Annotated in this window: 22 protein-coding genes, 1 tRNA gene and 1 pseudogene; 10 read left to right on the forward strand and 14 right to left on the reverse strand. The window is 66.0% G+C overall.

What is annotated here, in order from left to right; all coding sequences use genetic code 11:
* Positions 1-81 precede the first annotated feature (81 nt).
* The gene (locus B4F07_RS02375; RefSeq protein WP_293699488.1) at positions 82-483 is read right to left on the reverse strand and encodes a MerR family DNA-binding protein; all 402 of its coding nucleotides are present in this window, start codon (positions 481-483) and stop codon (positions 82-84) included.
* 41 nt (positions 484-524) lie between these two features.
* On the opposite strand from B4F07_RS02375, the gene B4F07_RS02380 reads away from it, so the two are divergent.
* Genes B4F07_RS02380 through B4F07_RS02395 form a run of 4 tightly spaced genes read left to right on the forward strand, consistent with a single transcriptional unit; the run spans position 525 to position 4,581 of the window.
* Positions 525-1,262: a MauE/DoxX family redox-associated membrane protein gene (locus tag B4F07_RS02380; protein WP_414711690.1), complete on the forward strand. Its 738-nt coding sequence runs from the start codon at positions 525-527 to the stop codon at positions 1,260-1,262.
* A 2-nt stretch (positions 1,263-1,264) separates the two neighbouring features.
* Entirely contained in the window at positions 1,265-1,573 is a 309-nt protein-coding gene (locus tag B4F07_RS02385; RefSeq protein ID WP_293699494.1) for a hypothetical protein, read from the forward strand.
* A 48-nt stretch (positions 1,574-1,621) separates the two neighbouring features.
* Positions 1,622-2,959, forward strand: coding sequence for a hypothetical protein (locus tag B4F07_RS02390; protein ID WP_293699496.1), 1,338 nt, complete (start codon positions 1,622-1,624; stop codon positions 2,957-2,959).
* Between the two features lie 56 nt (positions 2,960-3,015).
* Positions 3,016-4,581 carry an alkaline phosphatase D family protein gene (locus tag B4F07_RS02395; RefSeq protein ID WP_293699498.1) on the forward strand — a complete coding sequence of 522 codons (1,566 nt, stop codon included), beginning with the start codon at positions 3,016-3,018 and terminating at the stop codon, positions 4,579-4,581.
* On the opposite strand, the gene B4F07_RS02400 is transcribed toward B4F07_RS02395, so the two are convergent.
* Both B4F07_RS02400 and mutL read right to left on the reverse strand, forming a co-directional pair.
* Positions 4,578-5,375: a DUF1206 domain-containing protein gene (locus tag B4F07_RS02400; protein WP_293699500.1), complete on the reverse strand. Its 798-nt coding sequence runs from the start codon at positions 5,373-5,375 to the stop codon at positions 4,578-4,580. The two genes, B4F07_RS02395 and B4F07_RS02400, sit on opposite strands and share 4 nt — an antisense overlap.
* Positions 5,376-5,440: 65 nt before the next feature.
* The gene (gene mutL, locus B4F07_RS02405; protein ID WP_293699502.1) at positions 5,441-7,258 is read right to left on the reverse strand and encodes a DNA mismatch repair endonuclease MutL; all 1,818 of its coding nucleotides are present in this window, start codon (positions 7,256-7,258) and stop codon (positions 5,441-5,443) included.
* Positions 7,259-7,453: 195 nt separating this feature from the next.
* On the opposite strand from mutL, the gene B4F07_RS02410 reads away from it, so the two are divergent.
* The 6 genes from B4F07_RS02410 to B4F07_RS02435 all read left to right on the forward strand — a co-directional run bounded on the left by B4F07_RS02410 (position 7,454) and on the right by B4F07_RS02435 (position 13,417).
* Positions 7,454-8,500 carry a rod shape-determining protein gene (locus B4F07_RS02410; protein ID WP_088441978.1) on the forward strand — a complete coding sequence of 349 codons (1,047 nt, stop codon included), beginning with the start codon at positions 7,454-7,456 and terminating at the stop codon, positions 8,498-8,500.
* 282 nt (positions 8,501-8,782) lie between these two features.
* Entirely contained in the window at positions 8,783-9,688 is a 906-nt protein-coding gene (gene mreC / locus B4F07_RS02415) for a rod shape-determining protein MreC (RefSeq protein ID WP_293699509.1), read from the forward strand.
* Positions 9,685-10,209: a rod shape-determining protein MreD gene (locus tag B4F07_RS02420; protein ID WP_293699512.1), complete on the forward strand. Its 525-nt coding sequence runs from the start codon at positions 9,685-9,687 to the stop codon at positions 10,207-10,209. The genes mreC and B4F07_RS02420 overlap by 4 nt, the downstream gene beginning before the upstream one ends.
* A 6-nt stretch (positions 10,210-10,215) precedes the next feature.
* Complete coding sequence (mrdA, locus tag B4F07_RS02425) at positions 10,216-12,126, forward strand: penicillin-binding protein 2 (RefSeq protein ID WP_293699515.1); 1,911 nt, start codon at positions 10,216-10,218, stop codon at positions 12,124-12,126.
* On the forward strand, positions 12,123-13,229 hold the full coding sequence (gene rodA / locus B4F07_RS02430) for a rod shape-determining protein RodA (RefSeq protein WP_293699518.1): 1,107 nt from the start codon (positions 12,123-12,125) through the stop codon (positions 13,227-13,229). Before mrdA ends, rodA begins: the two co-directional genes overlap by 4 nt.
* 112 nt (positions 13,230-13,341) lie before the next feature.
* Positions 13,342-13,417 (forward strand) — tRNA-Lys (locus B4F07_RS02435).
* Positions 13,418-13,434: 17 nt separating this feature from the next.
* On the opposite strand, the gene B4F07_RS02440 is transcribed toward B4F07_RS02435, so the two are convergent.
* The 11 genes and pseudogenes from B4F07_RS02440 to B4F07_RS02485 form a co-directional block, all read right to left on the reverse strand.
* The gene (locus B4F07_RS02440) at positions 13,435-14,538 is read right to left on the reverse strand and encodes a tyrosine-type recombinase/integrase (RefSeq protein WP_293699521.1); all 1,104 of its coding nucleotides are present in this window, start codon (positions 14,536-14,538) and stop codon (positions 13,435-13,437) included.
* Positions 14,539-14,603: 65 nt separating this feature from the next.
* Positions 14,604-14,753: pseudogene (locus B4F07_RS17420) on the reverse strand (helix-turn-helix domain-containing protein); the annotation flags it as partial.
* Between the two features lie 5 nt (positions 14,754-14,758).
* Positions 14,759-14,983, reverse strand: coding sequence for a DUF2274 domain-containing protein (locus tag B4F07_RS02445; RefSeq protein ID WP_293699524.1), 225 nt, complete (start codon positions 14,981-14,983; stop codon positions 14,759-14,761).
* Position 14,984: 1 nt separating this feature from the next.
* Positions 14,985-16,211, reverse strand: coding sequence for a TrbI/VirB10 family protein (locus B4F07_RS02450; RefSeq protein WP_293699527.1), 1,227 nt, complete (start codon positions 16,209-16,211; stop codon positions 14,985-14,987).
* The gene (trbG, locus tag B4F07_RS02455) at positions 16,208-17,035 is read right to left on the reverse strand and encodes a P-type conjugative transfer protein TrbG (protein WP_293699530.1); all 828 of its coding nucleotides are present in this window, start codon (positions 17,033-17,035) and stop codon (positions 16,208-16,210) included. Before trbG ends, B4F07_RS02450 begins: the two co-directional genes overlap by 4 nt.
* On the reverse strand, positions 17,032-17,883 hold the full coding sequence (gene trbF / locus B4F07_RS02460; protein ID WP_293699533.1) for a conjugal transfer protein TrbF: 852 nt from the start codon (positions 17,881-17,883) through the stop codon (positions 17,032-17,034). The genes trbG and trbF overlap by 4 nt, the downstream gene beginning before the upstream one ends.
* Positions 17,884-17,885: 2 nt before the next feature.
* Positions 17,886-19,205: a P-type conjugative transfer protein TrbL gene (gene trbL / locus B4F07_RS02465; RefSeq protein WP_293699536.1), complete on the reverse strand. Its 1,320-nt coding sequence runs from the start codon at positions 19,203-19,205 to the stop codon at positions 17,886-17,888.
* Between the two features lie 129 nt (positions 19,206-19,334).
* Positions 19,335-20,054, reverse strand: a complete 720-nt coding sequence (gene trbJ, locus B4F07_RS02470) for a P-type conjugative transfer protein TrbJ (RefSeq protein WP_293699539.1) — start codon at positions 20,052-20,054, stop codon at positions 19,335-19,337.
* Positions 20,051-22,555 (reverse strand): conjugal transfer protein TrbE, encoded by a 2,505-nt coding sequence (gene trbE, locus B4F07_RS02475; RefSeq protein WP_293699543.1) that lies wholly within the window; start codon positions 22,553-22,555, stop codon positions 20,051-20,053. Before trbE ends, trbJ begins: the two co-directional genes overlap by 4 nt.
* The gene (locus B4F07_RS02480; RefSeq protein WP_293704490.1) at positions 22,549-22,818 is read right to left on the reverse strand and encodes a VirB3 family type IV secretion system protein; all 270 of its coding nucleotides are present in this window, start codon (positions 22,816-22,818) and stop codon (positions 22,549-22,551) included. The genes trbE and B4F07_RS02480 overlap by 7 nt, the downstream gene beginning before the upstream one ends.
* Entirely contained in the window at positions 22,815-23,183 is a 369-nt protein-coding gene (locus tag B4F07_RS02485; RefSeq protein WP_293699546.1) for a TrbC/VirB2 family protein, read from the reverse strand. The genes B4F07_RS02480 and B4F07_RS02485 overlap by 4 nt, the downstream gene beginning before the upstream one ends.

Raw genomic sequence — 23,183 nt, forward strand, 5'->3', positions numbered from 1 at the left:
CACCTCCCCATGGCTTCGCCACAGCGAGGATCATACAGCCGCGGTCGTTCGCTGCTGCCGTTACGATGAACAGACGCGCCGCTAAGGCTCGAACGCCGCCAGGATCGGACACGGCCCCTTGTCGCTCGCCGCGCACTGGTCCGCCAGCCGCGCCAAGGCAGCCCGGGCCTCGGTCATTTGCGCGATCTTGGCGTCCAGCGCATCGATCCGCTGACGCGCCAGCGCCCGGACCCGCGCGCGGTCGTCGCTGTCTTCCAGCGCCAGCAGTTCGCCGATTTCTTCGAGGGTGAAGCCGGACGCCTGCGCCGACCGAATGAATTTCAGGCGGCGCAGATCATTCTCGTCATAGCGGCGCACCCCGCCGCCCCAGCCGTCGCCGCCGCTGCGTGCGGGCGTCGCCATCAGGCCGCGGCGCTGATAATAGCGGATCGTTTCGACGCCGACGTCGCCTGCGACGGCTAATTTTCCGATGGTCAATTGCATCGCTTGACTCCGTACCATGGTACGGAGCCTATATGGGTTGCATGACAAGCCAAGCAACCCTCCATCGCATGGTCATGCCGGGGCACACCTGCCCCTATGGCCTCAAGGCAAAACATCTCCTGAAACGGCGCGGCTTTGCGGTCGACGACCGCTGGCTGACGACGCGCGCCGAAGTGGATGCGTTCAAGGCCGAGCATGGCGTCCAGACGACGCCGCAGGTCTTTATCGATGGCGTCCGCATCGGCGGCTATGACGATCTGCGCCGCCATTTCGGGCTGACGGTCGCCGATCCCGATGCGGTAAGCTATCGCCCAGTCATCGCCTTGTTCGCGATGACCGCGCTGATGGCACTGGCGGCGAGCTTTGCGGCGTTCGGCGACGCGTTCACGGTGCAGGCGAGCGAATGGTTCATTTCGTTCAGCATGATCGTCCTCGCGCTGCTCAAGCTGCAGGACATCGATAAGTTCGCGACGATGTTCCTCAATTACGACCTGCTGGCGCGCCGCTGGGTGCCTTATGCGACGATCTACCTATTCGCCGAGGGGCTGGCGGGGGTGTTGATGACCGCCCACGCGCTGCCGTGGCTGTCGATCCCCGTCGCGCTGGTCATCGGCGGCATCGGCGCGGTGTCGGTGTTCAAGGCGGTCTATATCGACAAGCGCGAGCTGAAATGCGCCTGCGTCGGGGGCAGCAGCCGGGTGCCGCTGGGCTTTGTGTCGCTGACCGAAAATCTGGCGATGGTCGGCATGGCATTTTGGATGCTATGGATGCTGGTGTGACGATGATCCGCCATCTTTTGCTTGCCCTGTTCCTGATCGGCCTGTCACTGCCGTCGGTGACGGCGCCGGTGCAGGCAGAGGCCATGGTGACCGACTGCCATGGCGCGATGCCGATCGAACCGTCGCACCACCAACCCGATGCCGACGGCGGCAAAGCCGCCGCGCATGTCTGCATCGGTTGCGTCGCCAGCACTCCGGCGGTCGCGGCTGCTGCACCAATGCCGCTGCCCGCACTCTTGCCGCCGATTCGACCTATGGCGACACTAACGGGCGCCAACGCGCCGCCCAGCGTCCCCCCGCCCCGACACTGACAGCCGCCAAACCGAACCCCGATTTTCCGATCCTGTCAGGACGATATTATGTTGAAAACGCCTTTGCTGGCGGGCGCCGCTGCGCTCGCCCTCCTCCCGCTGTCCGTCGCGGCGCAAGACCATAGCGGGCATGATCCGCACGCGGGGCATGTGATGCCCGCCGCCGAACCCAAAGTCGCCGACCCCGTCGATCATAGCGCGATGGGTCATGGCACCATGGACCATGGCGCGATGGACCACAGCAGCCCGGCCACTCCCGCCGAAGGCTCAGGCACCGCGCGCCTGCCCGGCAACGAGGGCGGCCACTCCGGCCTGCACATCGACGCGGGCGACGACTGGATGGTGATGACCCACGGCTTTGCCTGGGGCGTCTATACCGACCAGTCGGGGCCGCGCGGCGACGACAAGGCCTATATCCAGTCGATGCTGATGCTGTCGGGCGAAAAGCAGACCGAATGGGGCCGCATCCAGCTGAAATCGATGATGAGCCTTGAGCCGCTGATGTCGAATTTCGGCTATCCCAATCTGTTCGCGACCGGCGAGACGGCGGGCGGTGAACCGCTCGTCGATCGCCAGCATCCGCATGACCTGTTCATGGAGCTGGCGGCGCGGATCGACGTCAACGTCGGCGATAATGCGCGGCTGTTCGTCTATGGCGGCCCGGTCGGCGAACCCGCGATCGGCCCCAGCGCCTTCATGCACCGCAGCAGCGCGCGCTATAATCCCGAGGCACCGGTCACGCATCACTGGTTCGATTCGACGCACATCACCTATGGCGTCGCGACACTGGGTTACACGACCCCGCAGTTCCAGGTCGAAGGATCGGTCTTTACCGGCCGCGAGCCCAATGAGGAACGGTGGGGCATCGAAACGCCGCGCTTCGACAGCTGGTCGCTGCGCGGCACCTGGACACCGTCGCGGGCGCTGGCGATGCAGGTTAGCCACGGCTTTCTGAAAGAACCTGAGGCGATCCATCCTGGCGAGAACGAGCATCGCACCACCGCCAGCATTCATTGGAACAACGGCGGCGGTCTGTCGGCGACCGCCGCGTTCAGTGCCAAGAACCGCGACCCCGGCGCCACGCTGACCGCATGGCTGGCCGAGGTGAACTGGGACATCGACGATCATCACACGCTGTTCGGGCGGATCGAAAATGTGAAGAATGACGAGCTGTTCCCCGATCATGACGACCCGCTGCACGACGTGCCGTTCCGGGTGTCGAAATTTCAGGCGGGCTATGCCTATCGTCTGCCGATCAGCGGGCCGCTGAACCTTGCGCTGGGCGGCAGCATCGCGGCATTCGACAAGCCGCTGGCGCTCGACGCCGCCTATGGCAGGAACCCGATCGGCGCGACGGTCTTTGCCCGATTGAGCATCGGTCATTGATGTAACTTATGGCTGGGCTATCGAAGGTTAGCGATTCGCGCCAACGGAGCCCAGCCATGTACAACCGCCGCCACTTCCTTGCCGGGGCGACCCTTGCCGGGCTCGCCGCGCCCGCCATCGTCCGCGCGCAGGGCATTTTGCGCGACTTTCCGTTCAAGCTGGGCGTCGCGGCGGGCGATCCGGCGAGCGACGGTTTCGTCATCTGGACCCGGCTGGCACCCGAGCCGATGGAGCGTCACGGCGGGATGCCGCTGACCAATGTGCCGGTCGAGTGGGAGGTCGCGAGCGACACGGGGTTTCGCGACGTGGTGGCCAAGGGCACCGAATTGGCGCGGCCCGAACTGGCGCACAGTATCCATGTCGAAGTGGCGGGGCTGCAGCCCGATCGCCCCTATTATTACCGCTTTACCGCCGCGGGCGAGCGCAGCCTGCGCGGCCGCGCGCGCACCCTGCCCGCCCCCGGCGCCAGGGTCGATGCGCTGAAATTCGGCGTCGCCGGGTGCCAGCATTTCGAGTCCGGCTTTTATGGCGCCTATCGGCACATGGCGCGCGAAGACCTGGCCTTCGTGTATCACTACGGCGACTTCATCTACGAGTATCAGCAGAATTATCTGTTTGACGACGGCCTGCCGATCCGTCCGGTGCGCCGCTACGAACAGCGCGCGCTGATCGACGTCACCGACTTCCGCGCCGCCTATGCGCAGACGCTGATGGACATCGACCAGCAAGCGGTGCGCTCGGTCCACGCGCATCTGTCGAGCTTCGACGATCACGAGATCATCAACAATTGGGTATCGGATGCTGCCAACTGGAAAATGGACCTGCCGGGCAATGATCCCGATGCCGCACCGGCCGACGTGTTCATGCTGAAAAAACAGGCGGCGCTTCAGGCGTGGTATGAACATATGCCGGTGCGCAAGGCGTTGCTGCCGCGCGGCGGCATGGTCGCGATGAACCGCGAGTTCCGCTATGGCGACCTGATGGCGATGCAGTTGCTGGACACCCGCCAGTACCGGACCGACCAGCCCTGCGGCGACGGATTCAAACCCGCCTGCCCCGACGTGTTCGCGAAAGACCGGCAGGTGCTGGGCAAGGCGCAGGAAGAATGGCTGGGCCGTAACCTGGCGCGCGGCGGCGCGACGTGGAACACGCTGGCGCAGCAAGTGACGATGATGTCGCTCGACCGGCGCCGTCGCCCCGAGGAAACGCAAAAGATCGTGAACATCGACAGCTGGGCGGGCTATGAGGAACCGCGCCAGCGCATATTGTCGCGTTTTGCGGGGCTGGAAAACTGCATCGTGCTGACCGGCGACGAGCACCAGAATTTCTGCGGCGACCTAGTGTTGAAGGACAAGGTCGTCGGTGCCGAATTTGTCGCCACCTCGATCTCGAGCGGCGGCGACGGCAGCGACAAGCGCAGCGGTACCGACGAGTGGTTGGCGCGCAACCCCGAACTGAAATTCTCTAACGACCAGCGCGGTTATCTGGTGTGCGAGGTCGGGCGCGAAGCGTGGCAGACGCATTTCATGGTCGTCGACAAGGTGACGACGCCGGTGAACACGCTGTCGAAACGCGCGACCGCGGTGGTGGAGAATGGCGTCGCCGGGATCAAGATGACCTAACGCGCGGCGGCTTTCAGCCGCGCGACGACATCCTCGTCGCGGATGCGCCTCCACTTCGCTTCAACAAAGCTGTGGACGCCGAACAGGAACAGGCCGGCGGCGACGAGCAGATACAGTTCGGCATGTTCGGTCAGCGCCGAGAGCGCGTCGCCAAGCCCTTTGACCTCGCCTGCCGAGTCGAACCAGCCCGCACGGATCAGCGACACACCGATGACGGCGAACACCACCGCGCGCGCAGCGAGACCGGCGCGGCCGACGGGGACGACCCATGCCGGCGCATCGGCGGCAACGCCCTGCATAAACTCGGTGGTCCAGGCCTTCATCGCCTGATGCGCGGCCGCGGCGAGAAAGCATAGTCCAATGGCGCCGAGCAGCGTGCCGCCCAGCGGCATGTCGAGCAACATCCCGGCGGCGGCTTGTTCCTGCTCGCCGTTAGCGGCTGCGGCATGGCCCGAGGCGAGCCGGACGGCCGCCCATGCGAGGATGAAATGCGCGATGCCGCTCGCCGCATAGCCGATGCGGATCGCAATGCCCTTGGCATCGTCGCCCTTGCCCTCGCTGTCGAGTGCGGCGCCATAGAGGCGATAGGCACCGTAAAGCGCAAGGCCGATCGCCAGCAGCGCGAGAAGATAGGGCCCCCCCGACATCTCTTTCACCGCACGAAACACGCCTTGCGGGCTGGCGTCGGACGCGTTGGCGCTGGTCAGCGCAAAAAAGGCAAGCAGGCAATAGACGACGCCCCGCGCACACCAGCCGGCACGGGCAAAGGTTTCGAGGCGGCGCAGTCGGTTCATCGGGGTAGGCTCCTGTCGGGATGTCGTCAGGCAACGTCCCGGCGCGAGCGCAGTTCCCTGGGCGGCTATTTCCGGCCGAACAGCCGCTCGACATCGTCCATCGCCAATTTGACCCAGGTCGGGCGGCCATGGTTGCACTGGCCGCTGTGGGGGGTGACCTCCATCGTGCGGAGCAGCGCGTTCATTTCGGCGACGCTGAGCGTGCGACCCGCGCGGACCGAGCCGTGGCAGGCCATGGTCGCGGCGACGAGTTCGAGCTTTTCGTTGAGGCCCAGCGCGGCGTCATAGCCCGCCAGATCATCGGCAATGTCGGTGACCAGTTTGCGGCAGTCGATCGCGCCGAGCATCGCCGGGGTCGCACGGACCATCACCGCGGCGGGGCCGAAGCGTTCGAGTTCGACCCCGAGCGTCGCGAGCTGCGCCGAGGCGGCTTCGAGGCGGTCGCAGGCGGGCTCGTCGAGTTCGACGACTTCGGGGAGGAGCAGGCCTTGCGACGGCACCGCCTGCCCGCTCATCCCGCGCCGCAGTTGTTCGAGCACGAGGCGTTCGTGCGCGGCGTGCTGATCGACGATCACCAGCCCGTCCTCGGCCTCCGCAACGATATAGGTGCGCGCAATCTGGCCGCGCGCGATACCCAGCGGGTGGGCATCACCCTGCGGTACCGGCGCGGTCGCCGCTTCGGCGCGGCCCATCGGCAGCGCGTCGCGCGGCGGCGCAAAATCGACGACGCGGTCGCGGAGCAACGCATGGGTGGCGGAATCGCCATCGGCGCCGAACAAATGCGTCGCCGGGGCGTGCGGATAGGGCAGATGCGCCGCGAACAGTGTTTGCGCGGGCGGCGCCACGGGTTCCTGCTGCCACGCCGCCAGCGCCGCCTCTGCCGGGCGCTGGACGCTGCGAAAGCCATGCTCGTCGAGCGCACGCCGCAAGCCCCCCACGATCATGCCGCGGATCAGCTGCGGGTCGCGAAAGCGCACCTCGGTCTTCGCCGGATGGACGTTCACATCGACCTCGCCGCCGGGAATGTCGAGGAACAATGCGACGACGGGATGACGATCGCGCGCCAGCAAATCGGCATAGGCACCGCGCAGCGCGCCGACGAGCAGCCGGTCCTTCACCGGGCGGCCGTTAACGAACAGATATTGATGGTCGGCGATGCCGCGATTGTAGGTCGGCAGGCTGATCACCCCGCCGATATGGACGTCGCCGCGATCGAGATCGATCCCGATGCTGTTCGCGGCCAGATCGCGCTGGGTCAGCGCCGCGACGCGGCTGAGTTGATCCTGCCCGCCCTGCACGTCGAGCGCGCGGCGCCCGTCGTGCTCGACGATGAAACCGACGTCGGGCCGCGCCATCGCCAGCCGCTTCACCACATCGAGGCACGCGGCATATTCGCTGCGCGCGCTGCGCAGGAATTTGCGGCGGGCGGGGATGCGCGCGAACAGATGTTCGACGACGACGCGGGTGCCGTTCGCCAGCGCCGCCGGGCCTTCGGCGGCCACCACACCATTGTCGACGACCCGCCGCCAGCCGTCGCCGCCCGCGACGCGGCTTTCCAGCGTCAGCCGCGCGACGCTGGCAATCGATGGTAGCGCTTCGCCCCGAAAACCGAGCGTTGTGACATCCTCGATCGCGTCATCGGGCAGCTTCGACGTCGCATGGCGTTCGAGCGCCAGTGCCATGTCGGCGGGGGTCATCCCGCAGCCGTCGTCCTCGACCTCGAGCCGTGAAATTCCACCGTCAGCGATTCGCACCGAGATGCGCGTCGCACCGGCGTCGACGGCGTTTTCGACCAGTTCTTTGAGCGCTGCGGCGGGTCTTTCGACCACTTCACCGGCTGCGATCCGATTTACGAGCGTTTCAGGCAGGCGACGTATTGACATGGGGGCTGTCCTAGCGCAGTCGAGCGCAAATCGCGACCCACCCGCACAGCCTTATCATATTGTCCAGCCCGCCCCCGTCGGCCGAGCCGGAATCTCTCCCTGATTGGTCCTGTCGCCGGCCGGGCGCGCAGGTGTAACGACGCGGCGGCGTGGTCCTTCCCCAGGACCGGCGCCGAGGACAGGGAAGCAGTATCGATGTCATTCTTTTCTCGCTGGTTCAAATTCAACTCCCAGGACATGGCGATCGATCTCGGCACCGCCAATACGGTCGTCTATGTGCGCGGCAAGGGCATCGTCCTGAACGAACCGTCGGTCGTTGCGGTCGAAACGATCAACGGGATCAAGCGGGTCAAGGCGGTCGGCGACGACGCGAAGCTGATGATGGGCAAGACCCCCGACAGCATCGAGGCGATCCGCCCGCTGCGTGACGGCGTCATCGCCGACATCGATGTCGCCGAACAGATGATCAAGCATTTCATCACCAAGGTCCACGGCGGAAAGCCGAACGCGTTCCGCAGCCCCGAAATCGTCATCTGCGTCCCCTCGGGCTCGACCAGCGTCGAACGCCGCGCGATCCGCGACGCCGCATCGAACGCGGGCGCCAGCGAAGTGTGGCTGATCGAGGAACCGATGGCCGCCGCGATCGGCGCCGACATGCCGGTGACCGAACCGATCGGGTCGATGGTCGTCGACATCGGTGGCGGCACCACCGAAGTCGCGGTGCTGTCGCTCCGCGGCCTCGCCTACACCACCTCGGTGCGCGCCGGCGGCGACAAGATGGACGAAGCGATCGTCTCTTATGTGCGCCGACACCATAATCTGCTGATCGGCGAAGCAACCGCCGAGCGGATCAAGAAGGACTTCGGCATCGCGCGCATTCCTGCGGATGGCGTCGGGCTGACGATCCACATCAAGGGCCGCGACCTCGTCAACGGGGTCCCCAAGGAAATCTCGATCAACCAGGCGCAGATCGCCGAAGCTTTGTCCGAACCGATCGGCACGATCGTCGAGGGCGTGCGTATCGCGCTGGAAAACACCGCGCCTGAACTGGCTGCCGACATTGTCGATCAGGGTATCGTCCTGACCGGTGGCGGCGCGCTGATCGCCGAGCTGGACGAATTGCTCAAGGAAGCGACCGGACTGCCGGTGACGGTTGCCGACGATCCGCTGACCTGCGTCGCGATCGGCACCGGCCGCGCGATGGAAGATCCCGCGTTCCGCGGCGTACTCCAGCAAGCCTGAGCGAGCGTATCTGCAAGGCCGAAAACCCCTGACTGACGCGCTCGAGGTTTGAAGCGATTTTGTTCAGGGCTAGAAGGCGAGGCGCAGGCATATGATAACATTCCAAGGCTCGCCGACGCAGCCATGGACAAAATCGGTCAAATCCCGAAGGGACGTCGAAATGGCTTCGATCTCGCCGCCGCGCGGCCTTGCAGATAGAACCACTATCCGCAGCGGCCACGCGACCGCGACATCTTTGCCATTTCGACGCCTCGAGCGTGTCAGTCAGGGGTTCTCGGCCTGATGGTCCGCCCGGTACATCGACGTCCGGGGCAATCCCGAAAGGCCCAATACAGCCTGTTCGCGGCCTATGTCATTGCGGTGACGGGCGCCGTCGCCGGGCTGATGCTGGCGATCCTGTCGGTCGTTGACCCCGTCGGCTTTGCCCAGCTTCGCGTGGCAAGCCAGGAAATCACCGCGCCCGTCGCGCGCGTGTCGCGGTCGGTCATCGGATCGATTTCGGGGATCGACGATACGGTCGGTGCCTATGTCCGCGCCGGGTCGCAGAACCGGCGGCTGCGCAGCGAGCTGGCCGACACGCGCCGCGAACTGGTCGCGACCAGCACCTTGCAGGAAGAAAACCGCCAGCTGAAAGCGCTGCTCAAGCTACAGGAAACCGACAAGACCGCGCTCGCCAACGGCTATCTGCTCACGTCGACCTCGACCAGCAGCAAGCGCATCGCGCTGCTCAGCATCGGGCGCAATTTGGGAGTTGCTGCGGGCCAGCCCGTGCGCGGTGCCGACGGCCTGATTGGGCGCGTCCTTGGCTCCGGACCTTCGGTGTCGCAGGTGCTGTTGCTGACCGACGTCGACAATATCGTTCCCGTCCGCCGCGCGCGCGACGGCCTGCCCGCGCTCGCCTATGGCCGCGGCAATGGCGATCTCGACATTCGTACCCTCAACATAGCCAACAATCCGTTCAAGCCCGGCGACATATTGGTGACGTCCGGCACTGGCGGCCTCTATCCGCCGAACATTCCGGTCGCGATCGTCGTGCGGCGACAGGATGACGGCGCCCTCGCCCGCCCCCTCGCCGACCCGGGCAAGGTCGATGCGGTGTCGGTGCTGCGGCCGTACACGCCCGACAATATCGAGGCGCAGCCCGCCCCCGCGCCGCCGCCGCTGGCACCGGCAGGCGCCACCCCATGAACAATCGCGCCGCGCCGCGCCTCGGCGAACCGGCCTCGCTGTGGCGAATGCGGATCGTGCCGGTGGCAACGGTGATGGTCGCCTCGGCGCTCCCCCTGATGCTGCCGCTGGTCGCCAATTCGCCGGTGCTGCCGCCGCTCGGCCTGCTGTTCTTTTTGTGCTGGCAATTGCTGCGCACCGAAATGTGGCCGGTGTGGATCGGCCTGCCGCTCGGGCTATGGGACGATTTGTTCAGCGGCCAGCCGATCGGCACCGCGGTCGGGCTGTGGACGCTGGCCAGCATCGCAATTCATTATTCGTCGCAGCGCATCTATTGGCGCGGTTTCCTGCACGACTGGGTGATCGCTGCCTTGCTGATCGCAATCATTCAATCGCTCGCCGCGCTGATCGCCCACCCCGACGCTGCGACCGACCGCGTTCTTGGTCTGGTGGTGCCGCAGATCGTCATGTCCATCCTGCTGGTCCCATTGTTCATGCGCTTGACCGGCAAGTTTGACAATTTCCGACTGAAACGCCGATAGTTCCTCATGGCACGCGGCAAAAGCCCCCCCATTACCGAAGCCTGGAGGGGCATCACCTTCACCCGCCGCGCGCTCGTCGTCGGCGGTGCCCAAGCCGCGGTCGGCGTCGCCCTCGCGGCGCGCATGGCCTATATTTCGGTGGTCGATAATGACCGCTATGTTCTGGAATCCGAAAGCAACCGCGTCAATCTGACGCTTATACCGCCCCGCCGCGGCTGGATCGTCGATCGCAATGGCAAGGCTTTGGCGAACAACCGTGTGTCGCTCCGGATCGACATCATCCCCGACCGATTGCACAATCGCGACGTCGTGCTCGGACAATTGCGCACCCTGTTGCAGCTAGACGGCGACGCGATGGAGCGGATCAACCGGGACCTGAAGGCCGCCTCGGGCTTCCAGCCCGTCGCGGTCGCCGAGGACATGAGCGAGGCCGAATATGCCTCGATCCTCGTTCGCCTGCCCGAAATGCCCGGCATCGCCCCGCAACGCGGCTTTGCCCGCAATTATCCAACCGGCGCTGCGGTCGGCCACCTGATCGGCTATGTCGGGGCGCCCAACGCCGAAGAATATCAAAAGGCCAAGGATCCGCTGTACATCACGCCGGGGTACAAGATCGGCAAGGATGGGCTGGAGAAGTATTTCCAGCCGATGTTGAAGGGCAAACCCGGCGCGCGGCGCGTCGAGGTCACGGCGCGCGGCAAAATCGTGCGCGATCTCGACACGCAGCCTGACGTCCAGGGCAAGACCGTTCATCTGACGATCGATGCCGACCTGCAAGAATTTGCCGCGCGTCGCATGGGCCGCGAATCGGGAGCGATCATCGTGATCGACTGCCTGAACGGCGACATCTTGTCGTTCGTCTCGATGCCAAGTTTCGATCCCAACAGCTTTTCGGACGGGATCAGCAATAATGAATATAGCTGGCTGCGCGCCGACGATCACCAACCGCTGATCAACAAGGCGACGCGTGGGCTTTACCCTCCCGGTTCGACGCTAAAGCCGATGGTCGCGATCGCCGCGGTCGAGCATGGCGTCGATCCAAGTGAGCGCCACACCTGCATCGGCGGTTACCGGCTCGGCAACCGCTTCTTTCGCTGTCTCGGCACGCACGGCAGCGTCGACATGCCGACCGCGATCGAAAAAAGCTGCAACAGCTATTTCTACTGGCTCGCCCATCGGCTCGGCTATGATGCGATAGCTCCGACGGCCAAACTATTGGGTCTAGGCGAGGAATTTCAGCTGGCGGGCAGCAACCAGCGGTACGGGACAATTCCCGACAGCGCGTGGAAGATGCGCCGATACGACCAGAAATGGTCAGCGTCGGATTCGCTGAACGCGGTGATCGGACAAGGCTATGTCAGCGTCAATCCGCTGCAACTGGCGGTGATGACGGCGCGGATTGCATCAGGACGGCGGCTGTACCCGCGCCTGATCAACCGCGAATTTCGCAACGAGCCGCTGCCCTTTTCGGCCGAGGCGCTGGCCGTCGCACGCGCCGGGATGGACCGCGTCGTCAATGGCGCGGGGACAGCGGTACGCAGCCGCCTGCCGCTCGACGGAATCACCATGGGCGGCAAGACCGGGACAGCACAGGTGCGCGGCCTCGCCTCGGGCTCGCGCGGGCAAAGCGGAGCGTGGAAATATCGCGACCATGGCCTGTTCGTCTGCTTCGCGCCGGTCGAAAATCCGCGCTATGCTGCATCGGTGGTGATCGAGCATGGCATGGGCGGATCGCGCGCCGCCGCGCCGATCGCCAAGGACATCTTCACCTTTCTCTACGACCGCGAAAAAGCGATGGAAGCGCTTGAGATGTTCGAGGCGGGCTGGGGCGGCACGATCAAGGAACGCATGGACCGTGACTATGCCGCCTGGAAAGCAGGGGCGTCGAGCGACCCCAATCCGGAGCTGCCGCAATGATCGTCGTGCCGCCCGCTATCCAGCGCATTCCGTGGAAACTGATCGCGCTGCTGACCGCCATCACCGGCTTTGGCATCCTCGTGCTCTATTCGGCGGCGGGCGGCAGTTTCACGCCGTGGGCGATGCAACAGACTATTCGCTTCCTTGTGTTTCTGACCGTGGCGATGGTCATCGGGCGCTTTCCGCTCCGGATTTTCGAGGATTTCTCGTACATCGCCTACATCGGCGTATTGGTGCTGCTGATCGCGGTCGAGCTACTCGGCTTTGTCGGTGGGGGCAGCCAGCGCTGGCTCAATCTCGGCTTTATGAACCTCCAGCCGTCCGAGCTGATGAAGGTCACGATCGTCGTCGCGCTCGCGCGCTTCTATGCGCAATTGCCGCCGGGCAACACGCATAGCTGGACGGCGCTATGGCCAGCGCTGGTGATGATCGGGATTCCCGCCGCGCTCGTCATGCTGCAACCCGACCTTGGCACCGCGCTGTCGATCTGTATTGGCGGTGTGGTGGTGATGTTCGTCGCTGGCCTGCCCTTCTGGTGGTTCGGCAGCACCGCTATCGCCGGGGCCGCCGCGCTGCCCGTGCTCTTCTCGTTCCTACACGATTATCAGCAAAAGCGTGTGCTCATCTTTCTCGACCCGGAAAGCGATCCGCTTGGTGCCGGTTATCACATCAGCCAGTCGAAAATCGCGATCGGATCGGGCGGCATCGGCGGCAAAGGCTTCCTCAACGGGTCGCAAAGCCACCTCGACTATCTGCCCGAAGGCCACACCGACTTCATCTTCGCGACCATGGCCGAGGAATGGGGACTGATCGGCGGGCTGGCGCTGCTCTTTGCCTTCTTCCTGCTGCTGCGTTGGGGGACGCGCGTCGCGCTGAAGGCGCGCACCCGCTTTGGCCAGCTCACCGCCGCGGGGCTGACGATGACAATCTTTTTCTACATCGCGATCAACCTGATGATGGTGATGGGGCTGGCGCCCGTCGTCGGCATTCCCCTGCCCCTCTTCTCATACGGCGGGTCGTCGATGCTGACGATCATGACCTGCGTCGGCATCATCCTGGCGATCGAAAACGACAGCAAAACCGGAACGCGCCGCCTGCATTGAGAAAAATCTTCGGTGCAAGCATTGCGTTCCCGAGATTGGCATGATAGCGGGCCGCTCGCTTCGCAGCAAAGAGGACAACTCGCCGCAACGAAGCGCGCCGCAAACCGGCAGTGGACGCATAGCTCAGTTGGTAGAGCAGCTGACTCTTAATCAGCGGGTCCTAGGTTCGAGCCCTAGTGCGTCCACCATTTCTTTTCCTTCATACTCAATGACTTATGTCGGTACCGGCCACGAGTTTGAGCCGCGGGCGGCTCTCACTGTGACCATTTTTGTGACCTTCGGCTAAAACCGCGAATGGCGGTTGTCCGCCATTCCCGAGTGTGACCGAAAAAGTCAGCTGGTCGGCATAGGGCGCCAGATGCTTCGTCGACATATGCGCGTAGCGGCGCACCATCGTCTCGGACTTCCATCCGCCCAGCTCCTGAAGCACCCAGGTGGGCACATCATTCTGCCTAAGCCAGCTCGCCCAGGTGTGGCGAAGATCGTGCCAACGAAAGTCGGTGATCCCTGCCCGCTTGAGCGCGTCCCGCCATGTCTTCGTGTTCACCTGGCCGAGGGGTCTGCCCTTGAAGGTGAACACATGTTCGTGCTGGATCCCCATGCGCCGCCGGAGAACCGAGACAGCAAGGTCATTGAGCGGAACGCCCAGTGCCTCGTCATTCTTGGTCTCGCCGTGCCCGATCGTGACGATACGGCGGGAAAGGTCGACCTGCTCCCAGGTCAGCCGCTTGATATTTCCCTGCCGCAGGCCCGTGGCGAGCGCGAACAGCATCATGTCCTGCTGGTGTGCCGGTAGTTCCTGCAAGAGACGCTCGGCCTGTGCGTGGGTCAACCAGCGCACGCGCGGCTTCGCTTTCCTCACATAGGTCTTGAACGCAGGGATATGCTCGAGCCACTCCCACTCGCGCATCGCTTTTCGGAAAATGGCGCGAATGAGCGCCACATAAAGATCCTTGGTGCGATCGCTACGGCGGGCAAGCTGGCGCGAGACGATCCCGTCGATCATGTCCCGGCTCACCTGATCCAGCATCTTGCCGCGCAGATACTTCGTAAACCATCGGATCCGGCTTACATCGTCCCGGTAGGACTTCTTGTGCGCCATTTCCTGAAGCCAGCGAAGCGCCGCTTCGTCCCAGCTACGCCGGGGCTTTTGCTTCAAGCGGGCAAGATCCCACAGCTCGGCCTTCAGTCTGTCGTGATATTCCTGGGCCTTTTTCCTGTCGGACGTTCCAGTAGAGCGTCTAATGAGACTTCCGTCAGGCGCTGTGATCTTGACATAGTATATTCTTGCACGTTTCCAGAGTGCCATAGTGCCTCCTTATTGTCGGCACCCAGATGCATCCGCGCGCACTCAGAATACCGAAGGCGCAGCCACGCGACAAGATCCTCGTCGACGAAGCGCCAGTCGCGTCCGATCTTGGCGCCGGGCACGATCCCCCGCCTGACGTGGGTTCGCAGCGTGTTCGGATGGATGCCCAGCCGGGCGGCGGCCTGCTTTAGCGTCAGCAGCCGGGAGTCCGCCACGGTGCCTAGGACGCCGGATCGCCGCGGCGGGTGCGCGCAAAGGCGCGGTCGCTGTCGAGAAAGACAGTCAGCATCGCGGGAATGAGTTCGGCGATGGGTTCGGCCGTCCCATAAGCGTCGGCATAGGCGGCCGCATAGGCCTCGAGCCGGTCGTGAAGCTCGGGCAGGACCGCGATGCCGATCTTGATCGGCGTGCGATCGGGCAGCTTGGACAGTTTGAGCGCGGCCATGTCAGTTCTCCACAGACCGCCAGGGCCGCAGGACGATATCCTTGTGGACGATGATCCGCAGCGGCCAGCCCGGACGCACGCGGAGCGTCGGCTGCACATCGAGACTGCGGCCAACCAGCTGATCGCCCGTCCGGGCGCCGTTTTGCTGCGCCGATTCCCGCACCGCGCGCACCAGATCGCTTTCGCTGCTGCCCCACCCCAGTTCGCTACCGACCCCAAGCAGCGTCGAGAGCGCGACCCCCTTCAGCAATTGCCAGGTGTGGCGATCGATCCGATCGGAGAGCCCCGCATAGCCCTGAGTGTCGCTCGCGGGCGCATTGTCGATCCGGATCGACGAACCGTCGGGCAGGATGATCCGCTGCCAGACCACGAGCGCCCGGCTTTGGCCGAAGGCGACGACATTGTCGTAGCTCCCGATCAGGCGCGAGCCCTGCGGGATCAGCAGGTGGCGCCCGGTGACGCTGTCGTGCACATGGGCGGTGACCTGCGCCGTCACCAGCCCCGGAAGATCCGAGTTCAGCCCGGTTATCAGGCTCGCCGCGATCACGCTCCCGGCTTGCACTGTCCATGGCGACGTCGGCGGCGCAAGGCGATGCGGGCTGACATCGTCGCCCGTGTTCGCTTGCATGGCCAAGGCATTCTGCCGGGGCTGCGCACTTGGGTCGCGGTTCGCGACGGGGCCGTCGACGGGCGCGTCCACATGGGCCGCAGCCGCGGCACCATTCACCGCGGGCGCAGCGCGCGCCGCGGGGTTCGTCAGCTGGAGCATCACCGCGGACTCGCGGGCCGCGCGCTGTTCGGCAGCGATGCGCTGGCGCTCGGCCGCAGCGGCCTCGACCGCGCTCGCCTGTTCGTCGCCGCTCGCGCTGGCCGGCGGCGCCAATGCCATGTCGCGCTGCTGATTGAGGATCGGCCGGCCTAGATCGCCGGGCAGCGGCGGACCGAGCCGGGGGACATCGTCATAGCCGGTTGGCGCATCGGCAAAAACATCGGCCTGTCCCCTGGCCGCAAGCGGCGCGCGCTCCCCGGGGAGCGCGATCGGCCCCGTGCTGCCGCGTCCGAGCGCCAGCCAGGCGGTACCGGCAAGGGCCAACGCGCCGACGCCGCTGACGGCGATGACGACGCTGCGGCGGAACCGGGTGGCGCGCCCGGGACTGCCGCGCAGCACGAGGGTTTCGGGATCGACCTTGCGGGCGGGCGTTTCGGTCTGGTCAGCGGCTTCGGTCATTCGCCCTGCCCCGGCTGAGCGACGGCAGCGCCAAGCCGCGTGATCCGGACGATCTTCTGCTTCTTCGCGCCGAGCCGAAGCTCGGCGGCGCCAAACAGCCGATCGACGATATAATAGCGGCCCGACACCCGGTAGTTCACGAGTTCGGCCTCGCCATTATCGCCGAGGATGAACAGCGGCGGCGCCTCGCCGACCGCGAGCGTCGGCGAGAATTCGATCCAGGTCTGGCGGCCGTCGTCGAAGGCGCGCAGCGGCCGCCAGGTCGGCTTGTCCCCCGAAATCCGGTAGTGAAAGTTCAACCGGTCGACCGCCACCGCGGCCGAGACCGGTGCCGCTGCCGCGGCGGCGGCGCGCTCGCGCGCTAGCGCCTGCATCTCGTCGGCGGGATAGGTCCAGCTGATCGCGCTCATCGCCGCGCTCGCGCGGCTGGCGAGCTGGATCCGATAGACGCGGCGGTCGGTAGTGATGACGAGGTTGGTCGCCAGACCGGCACTGAACGGCTTGACCAGGATATGGGTGCGCTTGCCTTCCCCACTGCCGCTGGTCGTGTCGCCAACCGTCCAGCGAACCGTATCGCCGGCGGCGACCGAGATCAGCGCCTCGCCGGGTTGCAGCGCGATATCGCTGATCCGCTCGGGTGCCGTATAGAGCCGGTAGAGCACCCCGTCGGCAAAAGGATAGACCTGAACCGCGTTGACGAAGGCCGCGGCCGCCGGTTCGCGCAGTGCGGCCTTGTTCGCCGCTGCAATGCCGCCGGGCGGCTGGGCCAGTGCCGACGGCGCGAGCGCCGCAAGACTCCAGGTCAGAATCCATGTCCGGATCATCGTGCATCTCCTTGTAAAGCTTGGTTCGCAGGTCCGCCGTCGCCGAGACCCGGATCGAGCGGCGACCCCAGCGGCAGGTTGGCGGGGGCCGACCAGGCTGACTGGTCCGGCGCGGCGGGAGGCGCAGCGCGCGGCGACGACTGCGCGATCGCCGGCAGTGCCGGCGTGTCAAGTTCGCGGCTCCAGTCGAGGGCGTCGACATAAAGCCCCAGCGGGTTCTTGCGCAGGATATCGGCCGAGCGCGGCGGCTGCAGCTTGATCGTCGCCACCGCCGTCCAGCGCGACGTGCCGGTGAGGCTGCCGCGCTCATAAGCTTGTTCGGTCCAGTTGATCCGGAACGAACTGTCCGAAGCGCGCACGACGCTCGTGACCTGCACTGCCACCGTGCGCCGCCCGACTTCGGCGAACGGATTGGCGCTGCGCGCATATTCGCCGAGGAACAGGGCGCCGCGCGCGGTCGCGAAATCATAAGCGGCGAGCCAGTTCTCGCGCATCAGCACCGCGTCGAGCGAGCGGGCGCGAACATTGGTGATGAAGCGCGCGAGGTGCCAGGCAATCTGGGCGTCGGTCGGCCGATATTCGGCGACCGCGGGCGTGACAGCCTGCGCTGCGCCGAGCTTGTCGACCTCGACGACATAGGGGACGACGCGGCTCTGCATCGACTGCCAGACGAGCGCCGACGCCAGACCGATCGTCAGGGCTAGCCCGCCGAACGCCATCAGCCGCCAGTTCTTCGCCTGCACGCGCGCTTCGCCGATGCGCAGATCCCACTGCTGACCGGCGCGTTGATAGGGGGTCTCGGGTTCGGGCGTCCGCCCATAGCGCTGCACGGCACGTCTAAATCGCATGATCAGTCCCTTTCCTTGATATCGGGGGCGGCACCTGCTCCGCCGCGGTCGCCGTCCTTGATGATGTGCATCGCGCTCTGGCGGCGATGGCGGGCGGTTTGCTGGTCCTGGAGGCGCTGTGCCCACACTGGCGGCGCCGCGGCTGCCAAAGCGGTGTCAGCGGCCGCCAGCGGCGGCGCCGCAGTGCCTGGGCCGCGCGTCGTTCCCGCATTCCATGCCGCGGTGCGCCCGCGCTCGGCGGCAGCGCCGAGCCCGGCAGCCGAACGCAAGCGGCGACCCGATGCGCCCTTGGCAGCGGTGGCGATGCCGCTGAGCCCGGCGCCGACGCTCGCCGAGCCCGCGGTTTCCTGGCCGAGCTGGTAGGACGTCGATGCGGCGCTCCCCATGGCGGTACCCGCGCGGATTGCGCCCATCCCCGCCCCGCCCAGGCCGCGTGCGGCAGCGACCGCGCCAGCGCCGCCCATCGCGAGGCCGCCTGCGGCAAGCGCCGTCGTCGCCACGACCGAACCGGCGCCAAGCTGCGGCGCACCGGCGACGAGCCCCGAGGCAATGCCGGGACCGAAAATGGCCAGCCCGAACAGGGCCAGGCTCGCCAGCATCAGCGACACCGCCTGCTCGATCGTCACCGCCTCTCCAGTGAGCGCGCTGGTGAAGTCCGCGAAATAGTTGGAGCCGATGCCGACGATCACCGCGAGCACCATCAACTTGATCCCCGACGAGACCACATTGCCGAGCACGCGCTCGGCAAGAAAGGCGGTGCGGTTCCACAGCGCAAAGGGCACGAGCACGAAGCCCGCGAGGCTGGTCAGCTTGAACTCGAGGATGGTGATGAACAGCTGGATCGCGAGGATGAAAAAAGCGGCGATCACGATCAGCCAGGCGATCACCAGCACTGCGATTTCGATGAAATTGTCGAAGAAGGCGATCGGCCCGACCAGTTCTTTCGCCTGCTCGAGCAAGGGCCAGGCGGCCTCGAAGCCGGTGCCGGCGAGACGGCCCGGCATCAACAGATCCTGCGGCCCAATCGCGCTGCCGCCCGCGGTCAGCCCGAGGCCCGCAAAGGAGCGGAAAATGATATCGGAGAGCGTCTGGAAGCTGTTGAGGATCAGCGCAAATACACCGACGTAAAGGATCTTCTTCAGAAACTTGGCGATGACATCATCCTCGCCGCCCAGCGCCCAGAACAGCCCGGCGAGGGTGATGTCGATGCCGATCAGGATGGTGGTGAGGAAGGCGACATCACCGCCCAGCAGCCCGAACCCGCTGTCGATATAGGCAACAAAGGCCTGCATGAACTGGTCGATGACGTTGAGATCGTCCATGGCGCACATCCTCGGTAAGTTTGTCGCGGGGGCCGGCAGCCAGGATATGGTGGCCGCGGCCCCCGCAACGGGGCAGCCTTGGGCTCGGGTCAGCGGTTGCGGCCCGTCCTGCCCCAATCGGTACGGCGGCTATCGGCGGGGCGGCGTCCAGGCGCTGCCGTCGCCAAGGAAACGGCGCGTCGATTCGCGCGCTTCGCGCGCGATCTGCCCGCGCGCCGCCCGTTCGCGCGTTTCCTCGCGGAACTGCGCCGCCATCAACTGCTGGATCTGGAATTGCTGCTTGGCCGCCAGCGCAAGCAGCTGGTTGGTCGCTTGCTGCGCCTGCAAACCGCCCTGGGCGCCCTGGCTCCGCTCGACGATAGCCCCCAGCGCCTCGGCGTCGCTGCGGACATTTTCGACAATCCCGCTCTGGACGCCCATCGCATGCCGAAAGGCGGTCATTTCGGCCTCGAGCCGCGCCCGAGCCGCCGCGATGCGCGCGTCGCGCCGGGCCAGATGATCGAACTGGCTGGGAAACGCGCTGCGGAACTGGTCGTCGAGACGGTCGACCCGAAAATCGATGCCTTGTGCCTGCCCCATCAGCCGGTCGATCTGCTGGAGCCGCTGCTCGAGCGCCGCCAGCTGCGGAAAATCGATCGTCGCAAGATTGCGCTGCTGGTTGACGAGCATCTGCGCTTCGTTCTGGAGCGACTGGATCTGCTGGTTGATCTGCTGGAGGGTGCGCGCCGCGGTCAGCAAATTCTGCGAATAGTTGGCGCTGTCGAATACCGGCATGGCGGCGGCCGCGCCGGCGCTCCCCGCGAGCGGGGCGAGCGCGGTGGCCAGCAAGGCGATAGCAATTCTTTTCATCTGACGTCTCCTTCGGGGGTGGGGGTTTCGGGCGGGGCGGCGCCAGGAAATCCGGCGAGCAGGTCGGCGGCCCAATCCAGGTCGGCGTCGCGCAGGAACTCGGCCGCAAACGCTGCCGCGCCATGCTGGGCGACGAGCGCGTCGATGCGCTTTTGCGCCTCGGCGCCGGAGGCACCGCACAGCGCCAGCGCAATGGGGCCGAGGCCAAGCTCGAACAGCCGGTTGCCGCGGGCCGATTGCAGGTAATAATGGCGCTTGGGGGTGGCGCGCGCGATCAGCTCGATCTGCCGGTGGTTGAGTCCGAAGCGCGCATAGGCCGCCGCCGACTGCGGCTCGATCGCGCGATCGTTGGGCAGCAGGATGCGCTGCGGGCAGCTCTCGATGATCGCGGGGGCAATCCGGCTGTCGGCGATGTCGGCGAGACTCTGCGTCGCGAACACCACCGACACATTCTTCTTGCGCAGCACTTTCAGCCATTCGCGGATGCGCGCGGCGAACAGCGGATGATCGAGGAAGACCCAGGCTTCGTCGAGGATGAGCAGGGTCGGTCGCCCATCGAACCGGTCTTCGAGCCGGTGAAACAAATAGGTGAGGACGGGCTGGACGGCGCCCGCCTGCCCCATCAGCGTCTCGGTCTCGAAACATTGCACGTCGGCGATCGCGAGCTCGTCGTCGGCGGCGTCGAGCATCTGTCCGAACGGGCCTTCGAGCGTGTAGGGCGCGAGCGCGCGGCGCAGCGCCGCCGACTGGAGCAGCAGCGACAAACCGGTAAGTGTGCGCTCCTCGGCGGGGGCGGTCGCCAGATTGCCGAGCGCCGACCACACCGCCTCTTTGACATCGGGGGTGGGATCCACCCGCTCATTGGCGAGCAGCCCCGTCACCCATTCGGCGGCCCAGGCGCGCTCGGCCGCGCGATCGATATGGCGCAGCGGCTGGAAGGCCAGACCCCTGCCCCGCGCCGCGGCGGCACCGCCCGCGGCTTCACCGACGTCGGCCTCGCCGCCAAGGCCGAGCGCGTGGTGGGCGCCGCCGCACGCGAGCACCGCCGCGCGCGCCGAATAACCCTTGTCGAAAATATAGACCTGCGCCCCGGGATAGCGGCGAAACTGCAGCGCGAGCAGGCCGAGCAGGACCGACTTGCCGGCGCCCGTCGGCCCGACGATCATCATGTGCCCGACATCGCCGACGTGGGTCGACAGCCGAAACGGCGTCGCGCCGCCGGTTTCGGCGATCATGAGCGGCGGTCCGCCGAGATGATCGTTGCGCGGCGGCCCGGCCCAGACCGACGACAGCGGCATCAGGTGGGCGAGGTTGAGCGTGTGGACGAGTGGCTGGCGGACATTGGCATAGACATGCGCGGGCAAGGATCCGAGCCAGGCTTCGACCGCATTGACGCTTTCGCGGATCGCCGAGAAGCCAAGCCCGGTCACGATCCGCTCGACGCCGCGCAGCTTTTCGTCGACCCGCGCCCGGTCGCGATCGGCAACCGTGATCGTCGTCGTCAGATGGCCGAACGCGACGTCATCGCCGCCGAGCGCCTGCAAGGCGAGATCGGCGTCGTGCATCTTGTTGTCGGCATCGCTGTCGAGGAGCTGCGCTGGCTGGTTGTACATGACTTCGCGCAGCAGCGCGGTGATCGATTTGCGCTTGTTGAACCACTGGCGGCGCAGCCGGGTCAGCGCCTTGGTCGCGTCGGTCTTGTCGAGGGTTATGAAGCGCGTCACCCAACGATAGGAAAAGCCTTGATGATTGAGCGCGTCGAGCAGCCCGGGCCGACTGAGATTGGGAAAACCGATAAGCGTGAGGGTGCGCAGATGCGTCTGCCCGAGCATCGGCTCGAGACCACCGACCAGCGGCGTGTCGGCGAGCAGCGCGTCGAGATAGAGCGGCGTCTCGGGCACCGCGACATCATGGTGTCGCTCGGAGATCGTGCCGTGCAGATAGGTCAGCATTTCGCCGTCGCCGAGCGCGCGCACCGCGGGCATGAACCCCGCCATCAGGTCGAGCGCGCGATCGGTCTCGGCGATGAAGCCGGCCAGCGCCTGCCGCCAGTCGCGCCCTTCGCCCGCTGCGCTCCGCTCGACCAGGAACCGGCCCGCGCGGTCGGTGCGGTCGGCATCGGCAAGATAGGTGAGCGTCAGATAATGACGGCTCTCATAATGCGCCTCGGCGCTTTCGAAAGCAGCGCGGCGCTCCTGATCGACGAGCCAGCTGGCCGCGTCGGGGAAGTCGCTCGCGGGATAGCCGAGCGCTTCGCGGCGCGCGGCCTCGATATGAAGCGCCCATCCCGATCCGAACCGCTTGAGCATATTGTTGGCGCGCGCGGCGACCGACACGAGCTCGGCCTCGGTCGCCGATTCCAGATCGGGACCGCGAAACGCCAGCACCCGGCTGAAACTGCCGTCCTTGTTGAGAATGACCCCGGGCGCGACGAGCGCCGCCCACGGCAGGTGGTCAGCAAGCCGGTCGGCGCTGGCCCGATATTCGCGCAGGTTCAGCATGCCAGATAGCCTCGCTGTTTGAGATGTCGCAGCAGCACCGGCGCAAAGTCAGGGTCGCGCCGTGCCGCCATGACGGCTGCCGTGTGGCCGAGCGCCCAGAGACCGAGACCGGCGACCCATTGCTGGAGCCCGAGCCCGAGCGCCGCGGCGAGCGTGCCGTTGAGGATGGCGAGCGCCCGCGGCGCGCCGCCGAGCAGGATCGGCTCGGCGAGCGCGCGATGCACGGGAACCTCGAAGCCTTCGATCGGAGCGGACCCGGTCATGCGATCAGCGCTCCGCCGCCGAAGCTGAAGAAGGTCAGAAAGAAGCTGGAGGCCGCAAAGGCGATCGACAGACCGAAGACGACCTGAATCATCCGCCGAAAGCCGCCGGCGGTGTCGCCGAACGCCAGCGTCAGGCCGGTGGTGATGATGATGATCACCGCGACGATCTTGGCGACCGGACCCTGCACCGATTCCAACACGCGCTGCAGCGGTTGTTCCCAGGGCATGCCCGAGCCGGCGGCGTGCGCGGCAGCGCTCCAGCCAAGGACAAGTCCAACCGCGACGCTGGCCGCGGCGATGGTCAGCAGCGCCGGCGCGCGCGAGCGCGCCTTGGCAAATGGCAGGTGGACGGCAGGCACATTCAT

Source organism: Sphingopyxis sp. UBA6723 (assembly GCF_002454115.1).
Taxonomy (GTDB): Bacteria; Pseudomonadota; Alphaproteobacteria; order Sphingomonadales; family Sphingomonadaceae; genus Sphingopyxis.

Coding starts and splice junctions, on each gene's coding strand:
- B4F07_RS02375 (WP_293699488.1), bottom strand. CDS start 483: ATGCAATTGACCATCGGAAAATTAGCCGTCGCAGGCGACGTCGGCGTC.
- B4F07_RS02400 (WP_293699500.1), bottom strand. CDS start 5,375: ATGAACCGACTGCGCCGCCTCGAAACCTTTGCCCGTGCCGGCTGGTGT.
- B4F07_RS02410 (WP_088441978.1), top strand. CDS start 7,454: ATGTCATTCTTTTCTCGCTGGTTCAAATTCAACTCCCAGGACATGGCG.
- rodA (WP_293699518.1), top strand. CDS start 12,123: ATGATCGTCGTGCCGCCCGCTATCCAGCGCATTCCGTGGAAACTGATC.
- trbL (WP_293699536.1), bottom strand. CDS start 19,205: ATGGACGATCTCAACGTCATCGACCAGTTCATGCAGGCCTTTGTTGCC.
- mrdA (WP_293699515.1), top strand. CDS start 10,216: ATGGCACGCGGCAAAAGCCCCCCCATTACCGAAGCCTGGAGGGGCATC.
- trbJ (WP_293699539.1), bottom strand. CDS start 20,054: ATGAAAAGAATTGCTATCGCCTTGCTGGCCACCGCGCTCGCCCCGCTC.
- trbE (WP_293699543.1), bottom strand. CDS start 22,555: ATGCTGAACCTGCGCGAATATCGGGCCAGCGCCGACCGGCTTGCTGAC.
- B4F07_RS02445 (WP_293699524.1), bottom strand. CDS start 14,983: ATGGCCGCGCTCAAACTGTCCAAGCTGCCCGATCGCACGCCGATCAAG.
- B4F07_RS02395 (WP_293699498.1), top strand. CDS start 3,016: ATGTACAACCGCCGCCACTTCCTTGCCGGGGCGACCCTTGCCGGGCTC.
- B4F07_RS02485 (WP_293699546.1), bottom strand. CDS start 23,183: ATGAATGTGCCTGCCGTCCACCTGCCATTTGCCAAGGCGCGCTCGCGC.
- mreC (WP_293699509.1), top strand. CDS start 8,783: ATGGTCCGCCCGGTACATCGACGTCCGGGGCAATCCCGAAAGGCCCAA.
- trbG (WP_293699530.1), bottom strand. CDS start 17,035: ATGATCCGGACATGGATTCTGACCTGGAGTCTTGCGGCGCTCGCGCCG.
- B4F07_RS02390 (WP_293699496.1), top strand. CDS start 1,622: ATGTTGAAAACGCCTTTGCTGGCGGGCGCCGCTGCGCTCGCCCTCCTC.
- B4F07_RS02480 (WP_293704490.1), bottom strand. CDS start 22,818: ATGACCGGGTCCGCTCCGATCGAAGGCTTCGAGGTTCCCGTGCATCGC.
- B4F07_RS02380 (WP_414711690.1), top strand. CDS start 525: ATGACAAGCCAAGCAACCCTCCATCGCATGGTCATGCCGGGGCACACC.
- B4F07_RS02440 (WP_293699521.1), bottom strand. CDS start 14,538: ATGGCACTCTGGAAACGTGCAAGAATATACTATGTCAAGATCACAGCG.
- mutL (WP_293699502.1), bottom strand. CDS start 7,258: ATGTCAATACGTCGCCTGCCTGAAACGCTCGTAAATCGGATCGCAGCC.
- B4F07_RS02420 (WP_293699512.1), top strand. CDS start 9,685: ATGAACAATCGCGCCGCGCCGCGCCTCGGCGAACCGGCCTCGCTGTGG.
- B4F07_RS02450 (WP_293699527.1), bottom strand. CDS start 16,211: ATGACCGAAGCCGCTGACCAGACCGAAACGCCCGCCCGCAAGGTCGAT.
- trbF (WP_293699533.1), bottom strand. CDS start 17,883: ATGCGATTTAGACGTGCCGTGCAGCGCTATGGGCGGACGCCCGAACCC.
- B4F07_RS02385 (WP_293699494.1), top strand. CDS start 1,265: ATGATCCGCCATCTTTTGCTTGCCCTGTTCCTGATCGGCCTGTCACTG.